Below are 16,647 nucleotides of genomic sequence, written 5' to 3' on the forward strand. Positions count from 1 at the left end.
TCTCTCGCTCTGGATGCGGTTTAACAGGATTTCGCCGGATTGACAGGATTTTTTTAGCGGTCAATCCCGCAAGGAGAGGATGGTCCAGCCGCGGGATTCCGCAATGGCGCGGAGTTGGGTGTCCGGATCGACGGCCACGGGTCGCTCGACCCGCTCCAGAAGCGGTAGGTCGTTGTGCGAGTCGCTGTAGAAGGTGCTTCCGGTCAGATCCCGCCGATGCTCGGCGAGCCATTGTTCCAGGCGGATGACCTTGCCTTCCCGAAAGGCCGGCACGCCTTCGACTTCGCCCGTGTATTGACCGTTCGATTCCGCCGGCTGGGTCGCGATCAGGTGCGGGATGCCGAAACGCGCGGCGATGGGCGCGGTCACGAAGGCATTGGTCGCCGTCACGATCATGAGCGTATCGCCGGCGGCCTGGTGCTTGGCGATCAACTCACGCGCCGCCGCGAGCATGATCGGCTCGATCAGCTCGGCGACGAACCGCTCGCGCAGTGCCTCCAGCCGCTGACGGGGGTGATCGCGGAGCGGTCTCAGCGAAAAGCGCAGAAATTCCTGGATGTCCAGCGTTCCGGCCCGGTAGTCGCGATAGAAGCGTTCGTTTTCGCGTTCGTAACGATCGCCGTCCACGATGCCCTCGCGCGCGAGGAAGCGTCCCCAGAGATAATCCGAGTCGCCATTGAGCAGGGTATTGTCGAGATCGAAGATGGACAGGGCCATGGACCGGAGAACTCCCAGGAAAAGCGTGGTCGTGAAAAAGTCGTTGAGACGGAAAAATCCGGCAGTTGGCGAGCAAACCGTCGCGATTCGCGCCGATCGTCGGCAATTCGAGATTCCGATCCCAGATTGCGCGCCGCTCCCGGACCGGTCATCCGGGCGCGGAATTGGCGTCGGGAATCATCTTGCCCGAGCAAGCTCTTGATTAGCAATCGCTTACGTAGTGCATCGCTTGCCGGAAACAACTCGGATATGGAAGAATGGGCATAGACCTGACAACAGGATGACGATTCCTTGATCGACCACGACGGTTTTCGACCCAACGTCGGCATTATTCTGAGCAATCGGGATCGTCGCTTATTCTGGGGACGCCGTGTTGGCCAGAATGCATGGCAATTCCCCCAGGGCGGCATCAATGCCGACGAAACTCCCGAAGAAGCGATGTACCGGGAACTTGAGGAAGAAGTCGGCCTGAAAGCCTTACAGGTCACTATTCTGGGCAGCACCCGGGGCTGGTTGCGTTACCATCTGCCCAAGCGCTATATCCGTCGGCATTGCGGGCCGACCTGCATCGGTCAGAAGCAGGTCTGGTTCCTGCTCCGGGTGGATTGCGGGGAGGACGCCTTCTGCCTCGATACCACGGATAAACCCGAATTCGATGCCTGGCGTTGGGTCCGGTATTGGCAGCCGCTCCAGGAAGTCGTCTATTTCAAGCGTCGCGTCTATCAACAGGCGCTTGAGGAATTGGCGCCCATCCTTTATCCCGAGGGCTTGCCGCGACACGAGGAGTACTTTACCGGGGTCGCGGGGTTTCTGCGCCAGCGCCATCCTTAGAGCGGCGCTCGATACAACGGTTCGACATCGTATGAGCGGTCCCCGCAGGCGCCTGCTATCCCATTGGATCCGAGCGCCTGTCGCGGTCAACCGGGCATGCCGAATGTTCGCCTTCTCCCTTGTCTGTTCATCCAGGTATCCGCTTGTCAGAGAATCCAACCTTTCTCCTCGCGAGTCCTCCGCTCAGTATGCTGGAGTCGTTGCGGCGTATCGTTCAGGAAGTCAATAACGCCCAGGATCTCGAGCAGGCGCTGACGATCATCGTGCGTCGCGTCAAACAGGCGGTCGGCGCCGATGTCTGCTCCGTGTATCTCAACGATTTCGATAACCGCTGTCATATCCTGCACGCGACCGAGGGACTGAGCGGCAATGTCGTCGGGCGGGTGCGTCTGGAGCTTGGCCGCGGACTGATCGGTCTGGTCAGCGAGCGCGCCGAACCGATCAATCTCGACGACGCCGCGACCCATCCGCGCTACGAACGGATCGTCGACATTGGCGAGGAGAGTTATCACGGGTTTCTGGGCGCGCCCATCATCCAGAATCGCAAGGTGCTCGGCGTGCTGGTGCTGCGCCAGCGCCAGCGTCGCCACTTCGAGGAGGACGAAGTCACCTTCGTCATGACCCTGGCGTCGCAACTCGCCGGGGCCATCACCTATGCCCGGACCAGTGGCGAACTGGTGCGTCTTCAGGATGACGGCATTCCGCAGCGCTTTCTGCCCGGGCTGCCCGCCTCGCCGGGAATCGGCATCGGCCAAGCGGTCGTGGTCTATCCACCGGCCGATCTGGATGCCGTCCCGGATCGCCGTCCCGACAGCTTGGATGTGGAGGAGGAGGATTTTCGGCGCGCGGTGCGCAATGTGGTCAATGACCTGGATCGCTTCGCGGCGCGGACCCAAAAGCTTTTGAGCACCGAGGACATGGCGCTGTTCGACGCCTGGCGCCTGATGCTGGAGAGCGACACCCTGATCGACGGCACCCTGTCGCGCATTCGCGCCGGCAACTGGGCGCCGGGGGCACTGCGCGAGACGATCACCGAACACGCCAAGGTCTTCGACAACATGGACGATGCCTATCTGCGCGAGCGGGGGTCCGATGTCCGGGATCTGGGGCGCTGCGTGCTGATGCACCTCCAGAATCTGACCGCCGCGCCAATCCAGTACGCGCCCCAGACGATCCTGGTGGGTGAGGAAATCAGCGCGATGCAGATCGCCGACGTGCCGCGCGAAAAGCTCGTCGGCATCGTCTCCACCACCGGCTCGGGGTCGTCCCATGTCGGGATTCTGGCGCGCGGCATGGGCGTGCCGGCAGCGATGGGTGTCGCGGATTTACCGGTCGGGCGGGCCGAGGGACGGGAAATGGTGGTGGACGGGTATCGCGGGCGCGTCTATGTCGCCCCCGGCCCAGCGGTTCGCTCCGAGTATCAGCGTCTCGCGGAAGACGATGCCGTCCTGACCAACGAACTCCAGACCCTGCGTCATCTGCCTGCCGAAACCACCGACGGCTATCTGGTGCCGCTGTATCTGAACACCGGCCTTGTCTCGGAGAATCGCCCGCTCGGGATCGAGGAATCCGCCGGCGTCGGACTGTACCGTACCGAGCTTCCCTTTATCGTGCGCGACAGCTTTCCGGGCGAGGCCGCTCAGATGTCGAATTACCGGCATGTGCTGGAGCTGTTCGCGCCGCGCCCCGTGACCATCCGCACGCTCGATATCGGCGGCGACAAACCGCTGCCCTATTTCCCAATGCACGAGGCCAACCCCTTTCTGGGTTGGCGCGGCATCCGCATCACGCTCGATCATCCCGAGATTTTTCTGACCCAGGTGCGGGCTATCCTGCGCGCCGCCATTGGCTTGGACAATCTGCAACTGCTGCTGCCCATGATCAGCACCGTTGGCGAGGTCGACGACGCCTTGCTGCTGATCCATCGCGCCCACGACGAACTGCTGGAGGAAGGCTATCAGGTCAAGATGCCGCCGGTCGGCGTCATGATCGAGGTTCCCGCCGCCGTCTATCAGTCCGAGGCGCTGGCGCGTCGCGTCGATTTTCTCTCGGTCGGCACCAACGACCTGACCCAATACCTGCTCGCCGTCGACCGCAACAATCCGCATGTCGCCAAGCTCTACGACGAGTTTCATCCGGCGATCCTGCGCGCCCTGCTTCAGATCATCACCGGCGCGCGGGTGCATGGCCGCGAGGTGAGCGTCTGCGGCGAGATGGCCGGCGACCCGCTCGCCACCTTTCTGCTGCTCGGCATGGGTGTGCACAGCCTGAGCATGGGCGCCGGCAGTCTGCTGCGGGTCAAGCGCGTCATCCGCAGCATCAGCCGGGCACGCGCGCGCGAGGTGCTGAAAGTCGCGCTGCAATGCGAGGACTCCGGTTCGGTGCGCCGCTTGCTCCTCGATGCGCTGGAAGCCGTCGGGCTGGGTGGGCTGGTGCGTCCTGGGAAATAGTCAGGGGCGGGGTTGTCTGCATGTCGATCCGCAAGGCCGAGTATCGTCGTCGATGAAAACCGCCCTATCTCCCTTCTCAGAGGATTACCGTCAGGTCGACCTCGCCTTCTCGGCGCTCGATATTCACGGCAACGTCCCTCGTATGTCGGCGTACGGCCAGATCCACGACGGCGTCGCCATGGCGCAGCCCGGTAATGCGCAGCCAACTGATGTAATCGGGCAGGCAGGGGTGGCGCAGACAGATCCTTGACCCATCCGGCTCGAACTCTAGACCCAGAATCGCCTCCAGCAGCATGAAGACCGCGCCGCTCGCCCAGGCCTGCGGGGCGCAGGCGACCGGATAGAGCGTTGGCGCCTGCCCCGGCAAGCGCTCGAATCCGCAAAACAGTTCGGGCAGTCGATGCATGTCGAGGAAGATCGAGGCATTGAAGAGACCGTCAAGCAGAGTCAGGGCCTCGGCCAGGAGTCCGTAGCGCGCGAGACCGGCGGCCGCCAGCGCGGTATCGTGCGGCCAGACCGAGCCGTTGTGATAGGACATGGGGTTGTAATTGGGCTCACCAGCGAACACAGTTCGCAACCCCCAGCCATTGTATCCCTGTGGGCCGGTCAGGTGGCGCGCCAGGCGAACCGCGCGCTCCCTGGACACGACACCGCAATACAGCAGATGAGCGGGATTCGAGGTCCGCACCTCGCAGCGGCGACCCTCGCCGTCCAGTGCCAGCGCGTAGGTTTCGAGCGACTCGATCCAGAATGCCTCCTCAAGTGACTGCCGCAATCGAGCGGCGCGCTCCCGCCAGCCCCGGGCGGGCGCTTCCTGTCCCAGCCGCCCAGCCAGTTCAGCGCCCTGAAGGAATGCATCGTAGACATAGCCTTGCACCTCGCAGAGTGCGATCGGCGGTTGCGCGGGTCGTCCGTCGCGATGAAAAACGGCATCGTCCGAGTCTTTCCAGCCCTGATGCAAGAGTCCTCTGGAACCGTTGCGCGCGTAGGTCAGGAAGCCACGGGAGTCGCTGCGGGCCTCGATCCAGCCCAGGGCGCGCTCCAGGTTTGACCAGATCCCACGAATGAATTCGATATCGCCGGTGCGTTGGTAGTAGCGCCCCGCGAGCATCACGAAGAGCGGTGTGGCATCGACGGTCCCGTAGTAGCGACGAAACGGAACCTCGCCGAGCGCGGCCATCTCGCCCTCGCGCAACTCGTGCAGGATCTTGCCGGGCTCCGCTTCGAAGGCGGGGTCGAGTGTCGTGGCCTGGGTCGCGGCGAGAAACGCAAGCACCCCGCGCGCGAGGTCTGGCTGAAGCCAGAGCGTTTGCAGTGCCGTGACGAGTCCGTCGCGACCGAAGGGGGTCGAGAACCAGGGCACGCCAGCGTAAGGATAGAGGCCGAACCGGGTCTGGGCGGTCAGCATTTGCAGGTCGGCGACCGAGCGGTTGAGCCAGTCATTGAACTGCTCGTTGTCGGTGAAGATCGAGGCCCTCGCGGCATGTCCGGCGGCAACCTTGAGATCGATCGAACGCAGTGCCGCGGCATGTCGGGAAATACAGAAATAAGGCTTGCCGTTGGCGCAGGACACGATCGCTTCAAGTTCGAAGGATTCGCCAGGCGCAAGACTCACGGCGAAACGGGCAACGTCCTGGGACAGACTCGCGGGGGCTTGGCTGAATTCGATTCGGGTTCGGCGGGTGACTCCATCCAATCCCTCGTAGCCCAACACGACGGCCTGTTTCTCGATCTCCGGGGGCAGGAACTCGCCGCGCCGAGCGCGGCGTTCCCCTCGCACCTCGAAAATATCGCGGAAATCGGCGCCGAATCCATATTCGATCTGAAAATCGTGCGCTGTCTGAGAATAGTTCGACACCCGCAGATGCTCGGTCAGCGAACTCTCGTGGGTGGCCTGCTCGCGCCGGAGGTGGAGCGTTCCCTTCGCGATCCAGAGTTGGTGATGACGAAAGAGATCGGGCGTGGTCTGATCGACCACCAAGCGGCTGTTATCGAGTCGCACCGTCGAATTGAGCAGCATGGGTTCGCGACCGGCAACCAGCACCTGCCAGCGCGAGAGATGGCGCGTCCCCAGAAAATAGAACCCCTGATCGCCCAGCCCAACCCGGCCGATCTCGCCGTGCCGGCTGAAGACCGCAAACCCGTCGTCCGACTTCAGTACGCGCGTGCGGTCATCGGCGCGCGAAGAGGTGGCCGGAATATACCATCGGTTGTCGATCTGAATCGCGTCATCCACGGCTTGCGCCTCTGCTCTCAAACCCTCTCTCCTCTGCCCCCGCTCTCGACGACGTCGGGCGCGAGGAAACCGGAACCGGAAAGAGGCCAGCCTGCGTCGGCGGTGCGCGGCGCAAAGCCACGCCGTCTCTCATGGCTCGCGGGCATCGAGACCTTCGCCAGCAGGCGCCGGTAGAGCCGAAGGTAACCCTCGGCCATCCGGTCGGCGGAAAAGCGGCGTTCGAAATTGTCGCGGCAGCCCCGTCGGTCGACCTGATCGATCATCTTTATCGCTCTGACCGCCTGCTTGGGTGTGGTGACGATGTACCCGGTGATTCCTTCGCGCATCACCTCGGGCACCGAACCCATGCGATAGGCGATCACAGGCGTTCCGCAGGCCATCGCCTCGATCATGACCAGCCCGAAAGGCTCCGGCCAGTCAATCGGAAACAGCAGGCCCCGGGAGGATCCCAGCAGTTGGTTCTTGCCCTGTTCGTCGATTTCACCGATGAATTCGATCAAGGGGTGAGACAGATGGCGCCGAATGCGCTGCTCGAAATAGTCGCGGTCGACAACATCCACCTTCGCCGCGATCTTCAGCGGAACTTCCGCGCGCAGCGCAATCTCGATGGCGGCTTCCGCCCCTTTTTCGGGCGAGATGCGTCCCAGGAACGCGAAATGATCGCCCGGCTCGGGGTTGAAGTCGTACAGGGATGAGGGAATGCCGTTATAATCGGTGCCGATCCAACGGGCCTGGGGCAGGGGTTTGCGCTGATGATTGGCGATGGAGACCACCGGCATTTCCTGGAACTCATCGTAGACAGCCTGAAGATCGGGCAAATCGAGGCGGCCGTGTAGTGTTGTGAGTTGCGGCTGATGCATCCGGCGCCACAGCGGAAAGTGCGAATAATCGGTATGAAAATGCAGGATGTCGAAGCGCTCGGCCTGTTTCGCAACCTGTTCCAGTTGCAGCAGGTGCCACAGCCCTGGGTTGCGCGGCTCGCGCGCGAGCCGCATCGCCTCGGGCAGCGCGGCTTGCAACTCCGCGCGGGTCGTCGAGTCGCCGCTGGCGAACAGGGTGACCTCATGGCCTTTGTCGACCAGGGTCTCGGTGAGGTAATGGACGACGCGCTCGGTTCCGCCATAGGTTTTCGGGGGGACGCTTTCGTGCAGCGGGGCAATTTGGGCGATTTTCATCGTGAGGTCACCTCCAGATCATTGCGCTGACGCAGCGACGAGCAAAGGTTCCCGGACTGAAATGGAATTCGTGAATACTCTCTAACCTTTAGTTTTGAGTGCGCCGTTTTTCAAGTGAGGCGTCTCCGAATCTTCGAGTCGGTTTTCATCCGCCGTCCGCATGGCTATGATGCGGTTTCGAGATCGCATGACAGGATTACCATGAGCGCGCAAATACTGGACGGCAAGTCTATCTCCGCGGAAATCCGTGCCGCCATCAAGGCGAAGGTCGAGACGATTCGATCCGCGGGAGGGCGGCCTCCAGGGTTGGCGGTCATCTTGGTCGGCGAGAATCCCGCCTCGCAGGTCTATGTGCGCAATAAGAGCAGCGCGTGCGCCGAGGTCGGCTTTCACTCCGAGATGCACGCGCTTCCGGCCACCGCTAGCCAGCCAGAGTTGATGGATCTGATCGACCGGCTCAATGCCGATCCTCGCATCGACGGCATCCTGGTCCAGCTTCCGCTGCCGGATCAGATCGACGAGGCCGCTGTCATCGAACGCATTCTGCCGACCAAGGATGTCGACGGTTTCCATCCTTATAATGTTGGCCGACTGGCGCTCCGGATGCCCTTGCTGCGACCCTGCACGCCGAAAGGCGTCATGACCCTGCTGGAGCGGACCGGTCGGACCCTGGCGGGACTTGATGCGGTGGTCATCGGCCAGTCCAATATCGTCGGACGGCCCATGGCGCTGGAATTGCTCGCGGCCCGTTGCACCGTCACCATCTGCCACAGTCGGACCCGGGATCTGGTCGAGAAGGCCCGTGGCGCGGATCTGCTGGTCGCGGCGGTCGGACGTGCCCGGTTCGTTCCGGGAGACTGGGTCAAGGAAGGCGCGATCCTGATCGATGTCGGCATCAACCGCGGCGAGGACGGCAAACTGGTCGGCGATGCGGATTTCGCGACCTGCTCCAGGCGCGCCTCCTGGATCACGCCCGTTCCCGGTGGCGTCGGTCCCATGACCATCGCCAGCCTGCTGGAAAATACCCTGCTGGCCGCTGAACTGCATGCTGGCGGGGAAGCCTAGCGCAACTGTGTGAAAGTCCCAAGACCGTCTCAGGTCGTTGTCGTGGTCTCGACATGGCGAATATTCGACAACGACAACGAGGATGCCTCGGTTTCGGAGCTTGAGCAGCGAAGCACTAGGACGGTTAGTCAAGGGAATCCGGCGCGCAGACGAATCGTCGTGGATAACCGCGGGATTGAGGCGACCGGAAACCACTCTTCTCTCTCTGGGCGCGATGTCGGCGGGAGACAGCGATGTTCGACATGATCCTGACTTGGATCGAGGGCCATCCGGGACTGAGCCTCGGGCTCGCGGGGTTGTCCGTCGTGACCTTTGTGGGTTCGCTGCTGGCACTGCCGGTACTGGTCGCGCGTCTTCCGGTGGATTATTTCACCGATCCCCGGCGTCATCGCAACCGTCTCCGGCAGGATCGTCCCATGCTCTATGTCGCGCTGCGTGGGCTCAAGAACCTCGTCGGCTGGGCGCTCATCCTGTCCGGGATTCTCATGCTGGTCCTGCCGGGGCAGGGGCTGCTGACCATCATCATCGGTCTGATCCTGAGCGATTTTCCTGGGAAATACGCGCTGGAGCGCCGTCTCGCCAGCAATCCAAGGATCCTCGGCGCCATCAATTGGCTCCGCCGACGAAGCGGGCGCGATCCGCTGCTGGCGCCGCCTCACTGCCATTAAGGCGATTTTCGTGAAGGATCCTACCCGTAGGAGCCCGCTTGCGGGCGACGCGATCTGCCAAGACGCCTTCCATGCGCGCCTCCATCGCCCGCAAGCGGGCTCCTACGAGGCAGAGCGGCGCCGCTCAGGACCGACCCTTGCGCCGGGGATGAAACGCGCGTAGCTGGTTCGCAAGTTGGCCGATGATGTCGTCGCGCGGGTCGGAACCGAAGCGCGCGGGGATGTAGAGCGCGAGGAAGCGGCTGACGGGGCGGATCAGATCCGGCCGTTGGGCCATGACGCGACGCCCAAAATCGCTGGGGCCTTCGGTGTGTCGACGGGGCAGGCCAGCGCGGGCAAGCCGCTGGCAGAAGCGGGCGTAGTGTGCGTCGAGCGGATCCGGCGCCGCTGGAGTCCGCAGCAGCGCGAGCAGGAGAACCGCCAGGGTCAGCGACACCGCGAGCACCATCAGGACCGCGAGTCCATATTCCCGAAACGCCCCAAGTCCCAGCCGATCCAGCAGTGCAAACTGATCCTCCGCCGAGAAATCGAGCACCCAATTCTGCCAGGTGGCGTCCAGGGTATCGGCCAGCAGCCGCAGGTTGCGCGCGAACCGGACGAGCGCGCCGGCCTGATCCAGGCTGAAGCGGACCGAGGTGCCGGCGCCAAGAATGCGCGAAGCGCCGCGATTGTCCACCCGCGCGGGATCGACTGCGGCGGTGGGATCGACCCGGACCCAGCCGCGTCCGGCGATCAGCACCTCCACCCAGGCATGGGCGTCGGACTGCCAGACCATCTGATAGCCGCCGATCCGGTTGGTTTCGGCCCCGAGATACCCGAGCACGATCCGCGAGGGGACGCCGCCGACGCGCATCAAGAGCGCGAAGCTGCTGGCATAGTGCTCGCAGAATCCGCGACGGGTCTCGAACAAAAACTCGTCCGCCGGATTCGCGCCGAGTCGGGGCGGCATTAAGGTGTAATGGAACGCCTCGCGATTGAAGAAGGCCAGTCCCTGCTGGACCAGATCCCAATCGCCGTCGGCATGGGTCCGCCAGCTCGCCACCAGCTCGCGCATGCGCGGGGTGATGTTGTCGGGCAGTTGCAGCGCCCGGTTGCGTTGGCGCGCATCCGGTTCGGCGGTCCGATAGTCGAGCGCGGAACGCACCCGATAGCGCTTGACCGAGTTGATCGGCTGGCGCGACAGCAACTGGAAGTCGGGGTTGATGAAGGCGTCATCGGGCGCGCCGATTGGCATATCCAACGCGAACAGCCAGGTCTTTTGGGTCGGCTCCAGGACGATTTCATAGTCGATGGGATTGGCGGATTCCTCCAGTTCGGGCGGATCGGCGTCCTTGGCCGGAAGCGGGCCAGGCGACCAGCGCCGTCCGTCCATCTCCCACAGCACCGGGCCGCGCCAGTAGAGTTGATTCGGGCTCGGCGGCGCGGCATCGAAACGCACCCGAAAGGCCAATTCGCCGTTGAGGACGAGTTCGCTGATGGCGCCGGGCTCCATGGAGTCCGACATCCCGGTCATGGCCTGTCCCGCGTCGAGCCCCAGGCTCCACAGCGGCGCGCTCAGGCGCGGAAACAGGACAAAGAGCACCAGCGTGAGCGGCAGCGCCTGGAGCGACAGGCTGGCAGCCACGCGCAGGGTCGCGCGCAGGCGCCCATCTCCCAGCCCGCCGTTGAGATCGACCAACAGCGCGACCGCGCCGAACGCCATGACGCCGAGATAGATCGCCAGCGGAAACGACTGGTCGAAGAGGAACTGGATGACGATCAGAAAGCCGATCAGAATGCCGGTCAGCCGGAGATCGCGCTTCGTTTTCAATTCCAGCAGCTTGAGCGCGAGCATGGTCACGAACAACGCCGTCCCGCCGTCCTGACCGACCAGGGTGTGATTGGCGTACAGACAATTGGCGACCCCGGCGAGCGTCAGCAGCGCGCGCAGCCAGGCGCCGGGGATGGCCGCGCGCCATTTCAGACCGACCAGCCGGACGGCAAACAGCAGCAGCAGAAAGGCGCCGATCTGCCAGTGAAGATACCGCGCCAGCGGCAGACAGGCGGCGATCACCAGCAGCGTGAGCGCCAGTATCTGCGCGGCGTCGGGCCGCTCAACGGATGGGATCGGTGACGCGCGCATGGTCGAAGAGGGCCAATCGGGTGAGACACCGCTGAACATGGGCCGCGCCCTGCGCAAGCCCCTCGACCGCGCCGGGCAGACGCAGCCCGAAGCGGACCCCGGACTCGCTGACATCCAGGATCTGGCGTGTTAGCAGACCGAGCCGGACCTCGGGGTCGGGCGCGGCGAGTCGCGACCAATCGATCCAGACATCCTGTCCCTGATCGCCGCCGAACTGTTTGACCACCAGCCCGCGTTCGCGGGCGAATGCCTTCCAGTCGATCTGGCGCGGCGAATCGCCGTGACGGTAATTGCGCGAGCCGAGATAATCGTCCGCCCCCTCGCCGCCGGTGCGATCCGGGCGGCGTGCATCGCCCGCGTCATATCCCGGATCGGGCGCCTGCCGTGCCGGCGCGGGATACGCCAGGGTCGCGGCGTCCGTGGCGATCAAACACCAGGCGCGGAAGAGCTGCATCGGATGACGGGTCTCGATCGTCAGATGCTCAATCCGCAGCAGGCCGCGGCGAGTCGTCGGAAGACCGAGCGACACGAGTCGCCGATCCCCGCCGGGCACCTGCGCGGGCGCGGCCGCTGTCTGCCCCTTGCGCACCTGGAGATCATGGCGCGCGCGCCGTCCCTCCGCGCGCAGGGTCGCCTCGAAGGTCGCGGTCTCTCCGGCGAAGACGGGCGGGCCGCCCCGCGTCTGAACCGCGAGTCCGAGCAGATTGAACCAGGCGTGATGCATCGCCACCAGACCCACCGAGGCGAGAAAGAAGGTGAAGAGAAGCCCCAGGTTGTTCTGATAATTGAGCGATCCGAGTAGCATGACCATCAGCACGGCGCCGAACGTCAACCCGGTGCGCGTCGGCAGGATATAGATCTGCCGAGCGCCGACCCGCGCGACGCCATCGGGGCCGGTCGGTACCCGACGCAGCAGCTTGGTCAAGGACTGCGTCAACAGGGCTTTGAGCTGTTTCAACATAACGCGGATCGGTCGAGAAATGAAGGTGAATCGTGAACCTGGTGGACCCAGATGGTGAGATTACAAACTCCGACGAATGTTCAAGCAAAACGGCCGCGCTGGTGGTGTCTGGCCATGGTACCGCTGTTGGCGACGGTGAGCGTCTCGCTGGCGGCGTCGGACCAGAATTTGGATCTCCGCCAGGCCAGCGGCGACAGCGCGTTCAACTACCCGAATGTGCCGCCTGAACATCAATACCTGCGCCGCCTGCTGGACAATGCGTTCCAGTATGCGAACCCCGCTCACGGACTCGTGGATCCGGTGTCCGGCTATCCGGTGGAAGGCTGGAACCAGGATCAGGGGCTCTTTCTGCGCTCCTTTACGCAACTCACCGCCATCGGCGCCTGGGTTGAACTGCTGGCCAATGTCGCTGCGGGCAATGCGGACAACCCCTATCTCTCCCGCCGCGACGCACTGACCGGACTGTCGCTCGCGGTTGCGACCCTGCTCGACGATCAAGGCAACCCGGCCCTGGCCGCGAAGGGGTTGCTGGTGAATTTCCTGGGCTTGGAAGGTGGCACAAGAATGGGGCCGCTGCAGGAATCCATTCAAAAAAGCACGCTGATCGAGACCCTTGGCGATCGAGAAGGTTCGGTCATCTGGCTGGCGCTGCTGGAAAAGGGGTGGCTGCAAGCGGAAGACAACGGACGCACAGGCAGAATCCGCCGCGGCGCCACCTATGGCGCCGCCCATTTTGACGGGGCGCTCGCGCCCTATGCCGAGGAATCCCTGAAATCCGCCATCCTGGAGATCCTTGACCGGCGAGTGATCACGATCATCTTCGGCGACAACGCCAATCTCACCGCCGCGCTGGCCAGGTCGGCGGGCGCGCTCCTGGGGACCGAGATCCGGGACGATCCACAGGCCATCATGATTCGGGAGCGGATCGAGCGCTTCATCGAAGGACAGCGCGCGGGCTATGCGCATCTTTTCGACCCCGCGACCGGCGCCTTTGTCTTTGGCTGGGATGCCACGGCGGACCGCTTCGTGGGCTGGGACGACGGCCAGGGCAACTGGGTGACCGGCCAGATGAATTACTTCGTCAACGAATTTCGCGGCCCATGGACGTTCGTCGTCCTGCGCTACGGGCTACCGACGGTCGCGCTCCGGAATGCGGGATTCAAGATCAAACCATACCGTCACGGGGACGGACGAGACACCTACGCGCTTGCCGCCTGGGACGGATCGGCCTTTCAATTGCTCGGCCTGTCCCTGTTCATGGAGGAACTCGGAAACCCCGGCTGGAGACGCAGTCTCGAAACCCTCGTGGACATCGAACTCGATTTCTCCACTCGACATCGGCTGCCGGGTTTTTTGTCCGAGGCGTACAGCGGCAACGGAACCGAATACACCGGGCGGATCGGGATTCCCGACCTCGCCGTCACCGACCAGTCGCTCATCGCCCACGCCCCGTCGCTCTATACCCTGGGCGTCGCGTACCTGATTGCCCCCGAGAAAGTGGAGCATTTTCTGCGGGAGCATTGGTCCAGAATCTCCGGGCTGTTCACCGAGCACGGCCCCTGGGAAGGCTGGGATACCGCAACCCACAGGGTCATTCCCTATCAGACCACCGCGCATACGCTGTCGCTCCTGCTGGGCGGAATCAACTCCGCCCAGGCCAACATGCGTCGCTATCTCGACGAACACACGCTTTATGGCCAACTCGAAGCGCTGTACGAGCCGGGAGATCGCGTCAATCTTCTGGCCGCCGAGAACCGGATTCTCGCGTGGAGTTCGGATCCGAGTCGGCTCGAATTCTCGTGCAAACCGGGGGCATGCCGGTTTGCCTCCCCCCTTGCCGACGGCGGCGGGATGACATTCGTGGTTCCGGACGGTCGCACGGTCAGCCTCTCGAACAGTCGCCTGGCGATTCGCTACCGCTCCGCGACGGAGGTGCGCGATGTCGTCATTTCCTTCAAGAGAGCCAGTGACGATCCGCTTCCCGCGCCCGCCATCCCCATCGAAATCTTCGCGCACTTCAAACCGACCCAGGACGATGACATCGAGATCGTGCTTCCGGCAACGCCGGCCCTGAGCGGAATCAAGGAGGTGACGCTGTCCTTTCCGCCGCGCGGACAACCGACCCCGGTCGACATCGTCATCACCGGGTTCGACGTGCTGCCGTTTGCCGCCGCTCTCGATGCGTCGAGATGAGCAGGTGACGCGGAGCCTCGGCCGTTGACCTCCGCCGGTCGCGACGGGGCATCGACTGATCTGGGATGCGCAAGCCTTGGAATCACGTCGTCTGCCGGGTGGGATCCCGATTCCGCGGCGCTGACGACCTTTGCACTGTGGCTGGCCGTTACCGGCTAGCATTCGTCGATCCACGACTGTCATGCCTGGAAGCGCCGCGAGTACTGGTCGGATGTGAGGATGTCGTCAACACTTGTTATAGCCGTCGCCCGCGATCACCGGACGTAGGGGCGGGTTTGAAACCCGCCCCTACGCGAAGGCCATATCTGGATATCAGGTGCGAAGGCTATTTTTGTGATGGTGCCCGGAGCCGGGGTCGAACCGGCACGGCCGAAGCCGAGGGATTTTAAGTCCTACGCATACGCGAAACGCCACCTTTCGACACACAAAAACACTCTTTTCAATCAGTATCTTGTGGTTTCGGCGTGGTGTCGTGAAGCGTGAAATAACGGCTTTTCGCGGCGATTCGTGGGCTCAAATTGGGCTCAGATTTTCGGAAGCGCCTTTTTCGTGGTCGATCAGCCGGGCTTCCTGGATCTCGACGGCCTGAATTGCTCCCAGCGCCAAGCGGTGAAGGTGGCGATGGATGCCAGCGCCAGACGGCGGGGCACCTCGGAGCAGGTGGTGGTGAGCGCCAGCGCCAAGACAGCATCCGACCGGCGGATGTCCCTGGATCTCTGCCAGCGCCAAGCGGTGAAGGTGGCGATGGATGCCAGCGCCAGACGGCGGGGCACCTCGGAGCAGGTGGTGGTGAGCGCCCAGCGCCAAGACAGCATCCGCCGGCGGATGCCCTGGATCTCTGCCAGCGCCAAGCAGTGAAGGCGGCTCCCGTTTCGGCTTAATCGCTCAAGTCATCTCGCGATCCAGTGCCAATCCGCACTGATCGGCGATCAGCGCGCCCCATCGAATCCCGCTCTGGCGTTCCCCGCGCGGGCGCTGGTTGCCCTGCCAGCCGCGTGGGGCGTGGCCTCTCGTGCGGGGGCGCTCTCTGGAATGGGTACAACCCCACACGGGGCTTCGTGGGCGCGGTGGGCGGCGAGGATCTCCCACAGGCGCCGTTCGCCCAATCGGTACTTCTCCGCCAGCGCGCCGCACGACATCCCCGCTAAGCGGTCTTTCAGAATCGCCTGATCGCGCGCGTACCGGTCCACTGACTCGCCACGCGGAAAGGTGGTTTCCCCGGCTCCGTAATACCAAGACAGGACGCGGGCGGCGTCCGGCCCTACGCAGTCTTCCAGGGCGCTGCCCTCGGGGTTGGTGCCGATGTAGCAGCGGCGTCCACCGAACCGCTGGGACAGTCGCACGGCGGCGGCCACGCCGATCAGATCGGCAACCTCTCGCAGCGTCTCGGGCATGTGGTCGCGAACGCGCGCTTCCGGTAACGTGACCCCGTTAATCGTGACCGTTTCCGATCCGCCTCTAACGCGCGAAACAGGGGTTCCCATCATTCCGACACCTTTGGTTTGTCCGCTGGTCAGTCGCTTTATTTTACAACTCCATTCAGGCTGTTGAAGCGTTTTCGGCGGTAGACTGTCAAGACGTTTTTCGTTGTCCAAAAGGGTTCTAGAGATGACCGCTTGTGCGTGCGAAATCGAGATTTTCAGACCGGGATGCCACGTCGATATGAGCGGGCGTTCGGTGTGTTTTTCGGCCACGGATGTACAGGCCATGGCGAGCGCCTACCGTCCGTCTATCAGTCGTGCCCCGTTGGTCATCGGGCATCCAGAGACGAATCGTCCGGCCTATGGGTCAGTGGCCTCGCTGTTCGTTCGAGAGGGGCGTTTGTACGCGCAACCGGGAGGCGTCGATTCAGCCTTTGCTCAGGCGGTGAATGCGGGGCGCTACAAGAAGGTTTCGGCGTCGTTCTACCCGCCAGGGGCAGACGCCAACCCGGTGCCAGGGGCGTTCTATCTGCGCCACCTGGGGTTCCTCGGGGCCGTGCCTCCCGCTGTCAAGGGGATGGCCGATGCGGTCTTGGCGGATTGCGTTCCGCGTTTGCCGGGGATCGCGTTTGCGGCTCCGCTGGATTTCGCGGGCTGGGGCATCGCGAACGAGTTTCCCGCGTTCGCGATGCCGGACGGTTACCAGACCGACGCGGCGCGGTTGGCGCTGCATCGCCGGGCACTGGCGTATCAGGAAGCCCACGCGGGAACGGATTACCTCACGGCGGTGGTTCGGGTGGGGTAGCGG

The 16,647-nt window shown here is 63.7% G+C and carries 13 protein-coding genes; 7 read left to right on the top strand and 6 right to left on the bottom strand.

Features of this window, described 5'->3' with window-relative positions:
* Window positions 1–60: 60 nt before the first annotated feature.
* Window positions 61–717, bottom strand: a complete 657-nt coding sequence (locus tag THIVI_RS17540; protein ID WP_014779870.1) for a histidinol-phosphatase — start codon at window positions 715–717, stop codon at window positions 61–63.
* 291 nt (window positions 718–1,008) lie between these two features.
* On the opposite strand from THIVI_RS17540, the gene THIVI_RS17545 reads away from it, so the two are divergent.
* Together THIVI_RS17545 and ptsP are read left to right on the top strand one after the other, a co-directional pair.
* Window positions 1,009–1,548: an RNA pyrophosphohydrolase gene (locus tag THIVI_RS17545; RefSeq protein ID WP_014779871.1), complete on the top strand. Its 540-nt coding sequence runs from the start codon at window positions 1,009–1,011 to the stop codon at window positions 1,546–1,548.
* Window positions 1,549–1,736: 188 nt separating this feature from the next.
* Entirely contained in the window at window positions 1,737–3,998 is a 2,262-nt protein-coding gene (gene ptsP / locus THIVI_RS17550) for a phosphoenolpyruvate--protein phosphotransferase (RefSeq protein WP_041447076.1), read from the top strand.
* A 76-nt stretch (window positions 3,999–4,074) separates the two neighbouring features.
* Here ptsP and THIVI_RS17555 read toward each other — a convergent pair whose 3' ends face one another.
* On the bottom strand, window positions 4,075–6,234 hold the full coding sequence (locus THIVI_RS17555; RefSeq protein ID WP_157174498.1) for an amylo-alpha-1,6-glucosidase: 2,160 nt from the start codon (window positions 6,232–6,234) through the stop codon (window positions 4,075–4,077).
* 17 nt (window positions 6,235–6,251) lie between these two features.
* A complete protein-coding gene (locus THIVI_RS17560) occupies window positions 6,252–7,409 on the bottom strand; it encodes a glycosyltransferase family 4 protein (RefSeq protein ID WP_014779874.1) in 1,158 nt (385 codons plus the stop codon).
* A gap of 201 nt (window positions 7,410–7,610) precedes the next feature.
* On the opposite strand from THIVI_RS17560, the gene folD reads away from it, so the two are divergent.
* A complete protein-coding gene (folD, locus tag THIVI_RS17565; RefSeq protein ID WP_014779875.1) occupies window positions 7,611–8,474 on the top strand; it encodes a bifunctional methylenetetrahydrofolate dehydrogenase/methenyltetrahydrofolate cyclohydrolase FolD in 864 nt (287 codons plus the stop codon).
* A gap of 233 nt (window positions 8,475–8,707) precedes the next feature.
* The gene (locus tag THIVI_RS17570) at window positions 8,708–9,142 is read left to right on the top strand and encodes a PGPGW domain-containing protein (RefSeq protein WP_014779876.1); all 435 of its coding nucleotides are present in this window, start codon (window positions 8,708–8,710) and stop codon (window positions 9,140–9,142) included.
* A gap of 124 nt (window positions 9,143–9,266) precedes the next feature.
* Here THIVI_RS17570 and THIVI_RS17575 read toward each other — a convergent pair whose 3' ends face one another.
* Entirely contained in the window at window positions 9,267–11,264 is a 1,998-nt protein-coding gene (locus THIVI_RS17575) for a transglutaminase TgpA family protein (RefSeq protein ID WP_014779877.1), read from the bottom strand.
* On the bottom strand, window positions 11,236–12,225 hold the full coding sequence (locus THIVI_RS17580; RefSeq protein WP_014779878.1) for a DUF58 domain-containing protein: 990 nt from the start codon (window positions 12,223–12,225) through the stop codon (window positions 11,236–11,238). Before THIVI_RS17580 ends, THIVI_RS17575 begins: the two co-directional genes overlap by 29 nt.
* Before the next feature lie 114 nt (window positions 12,226–12,339).
* Here THIVI_RS17580 and THIVI_RS17585 point away from each other — a divergent pair, with 114 nt between their 5' ends.
* Window positions 12,340–14,418: a hypothetical protein gene (locus THIVI_RS17585; RefSeq protein ID WP_157174499.1), complete on the top strand. Its 2,079-nt coding sequence runs from the start codon at window positions 12,340–12,342 to the stop codon at window positions 14,416–14,418.
* Window positions 14,419–14,967: 549 nt separating this feature from the next.
* Window positions 14,968–15,276, top strand: a complete 309-nt coding sequence (locus tag THIVI_RS17590; RefSeq protein ID WP_014779880.1) for a hypothetical protein — start codon at window positions 14,968–14,970, stop codon at window positions 15,274–15,276.
* A gap of 71 nt (window positions 15,277–15,347) precedes the next feature.
* Here the strand turns inward: THIVI_RS17590 and THIVI_RS17595 are convergent, their stop codons facing one another.
* The gene (locus THIVI_RS17595; protein WP_041447078.1) at window positions 15,348–15,812 is read right to left on the bottom strand and encodes a Mor transcription activator family protein; all 465 of its coding nucleotides are present in this window, start codon (window positions 15,810–15,812) and stop codon (window positions 15,348–15,350) included.
* Window positions 15,813–16,125: 313 nt separating this feature from the next.
* Here THIVI_RS17595 and THIVI_RS23015 point away from each other — a divergent pair, with 313 nt between their 5' ends.
* Window positions 16,126–16,644: a hypothetical protein gene (locus THIVI_RS23015; RefSeq protein WP_157174500.1), complete on the top strand. Its 519-nt coding sequence runs from the start codon at window positions 16,126–16,128 to the stop codon at window positions 16,642–16,644.
* Window positions 16,645–16,647: the final 3 nt, after the last annotated feature.

Source organism: Thiocystis violascens DSM 198 (assembly GCF_000227745.2).
Classification (GTDB): Bacteria; Pseudomonadota; Gammaproteobacteria; order Chromatiales; family Chromatiaceae; genus Chromatium; species Chromatium violascens.

Excerpts from the sequence above, each read along its gene's own strand:
- THIVI_RS17540 (WP_014779870.1), bottom strand. The coding sequence starts at position 717 with ATGGCCCTGTCCATCTTCGATCTCGACAATACCCTGCTCAATGGCGAC.
- ptsP (WP_041447076.1), top strand. The coding sequence starts at position 1,737 with ATGCTGGAGTCGTTGCGGCGTATCGTTCAGGAAGTCAATAACGCCCAG.
- THIVI_RS17560 (WP_014779874.1), bottom strand. The coding sequence starts at position 7,409 with ATGAAAATCGCCCAAATTGCCCCGCTGCACGAAAGCGTCCCCCCGAAA.
- folD (WP_014779875.1), top strand. The coding sequence starts at position 7,611 with ATGAGCGCGCAAATACTGGACGGCAAGTCTATCTCCGCGGAAATCCGT.
- THIVI_RS17570 (WP_014779876.1), top strand. The coding sequence starts at position 8,708 with ATGTTCGACATGATCCTGACTTGGATCGAGGGCCATCCGGGACTGAGC.
- THIVI_RS17575 (WP_014779877.1), bottom strand. The coding sequence starts at position 11,264 with ATGCGCGCGTCACCGATCCCATCCGTTGAGCGGCCCGACGCCGCGCAG.
- THIVI_RS17580 (WP_014779878.1), bottom strand. The coding sequence starts at position 12,225 with ATGTTGAAACAGCTCAAAGCCCTGTTGACGCAGTCCTTGACCAAGCTG.
- THIVI_RS17585 (WP_157174499.1), top strand. The coding sequence starts at position 12,340 with ATGGTACCGCTGTTGGCGACGGTGAGCGTCTCGCTGGCGGCGTCGGAC.
- THIVI_RS17595 (WP_041447078.1), bottom strand. The coding sequence starts at position 15,812 with ATGCCCGAGACGCTGCGAGAGGTTGCCGATCTGATCGGCGTGGCCGCC.
- THIVI_RS23015 (WP_157174500.1), top strand. The coding sequence starts at position 16,126 with ATGGCGAGCGCCTACCGTCCGTCTATCAGTCGTGCCCCGTTGGTCATC.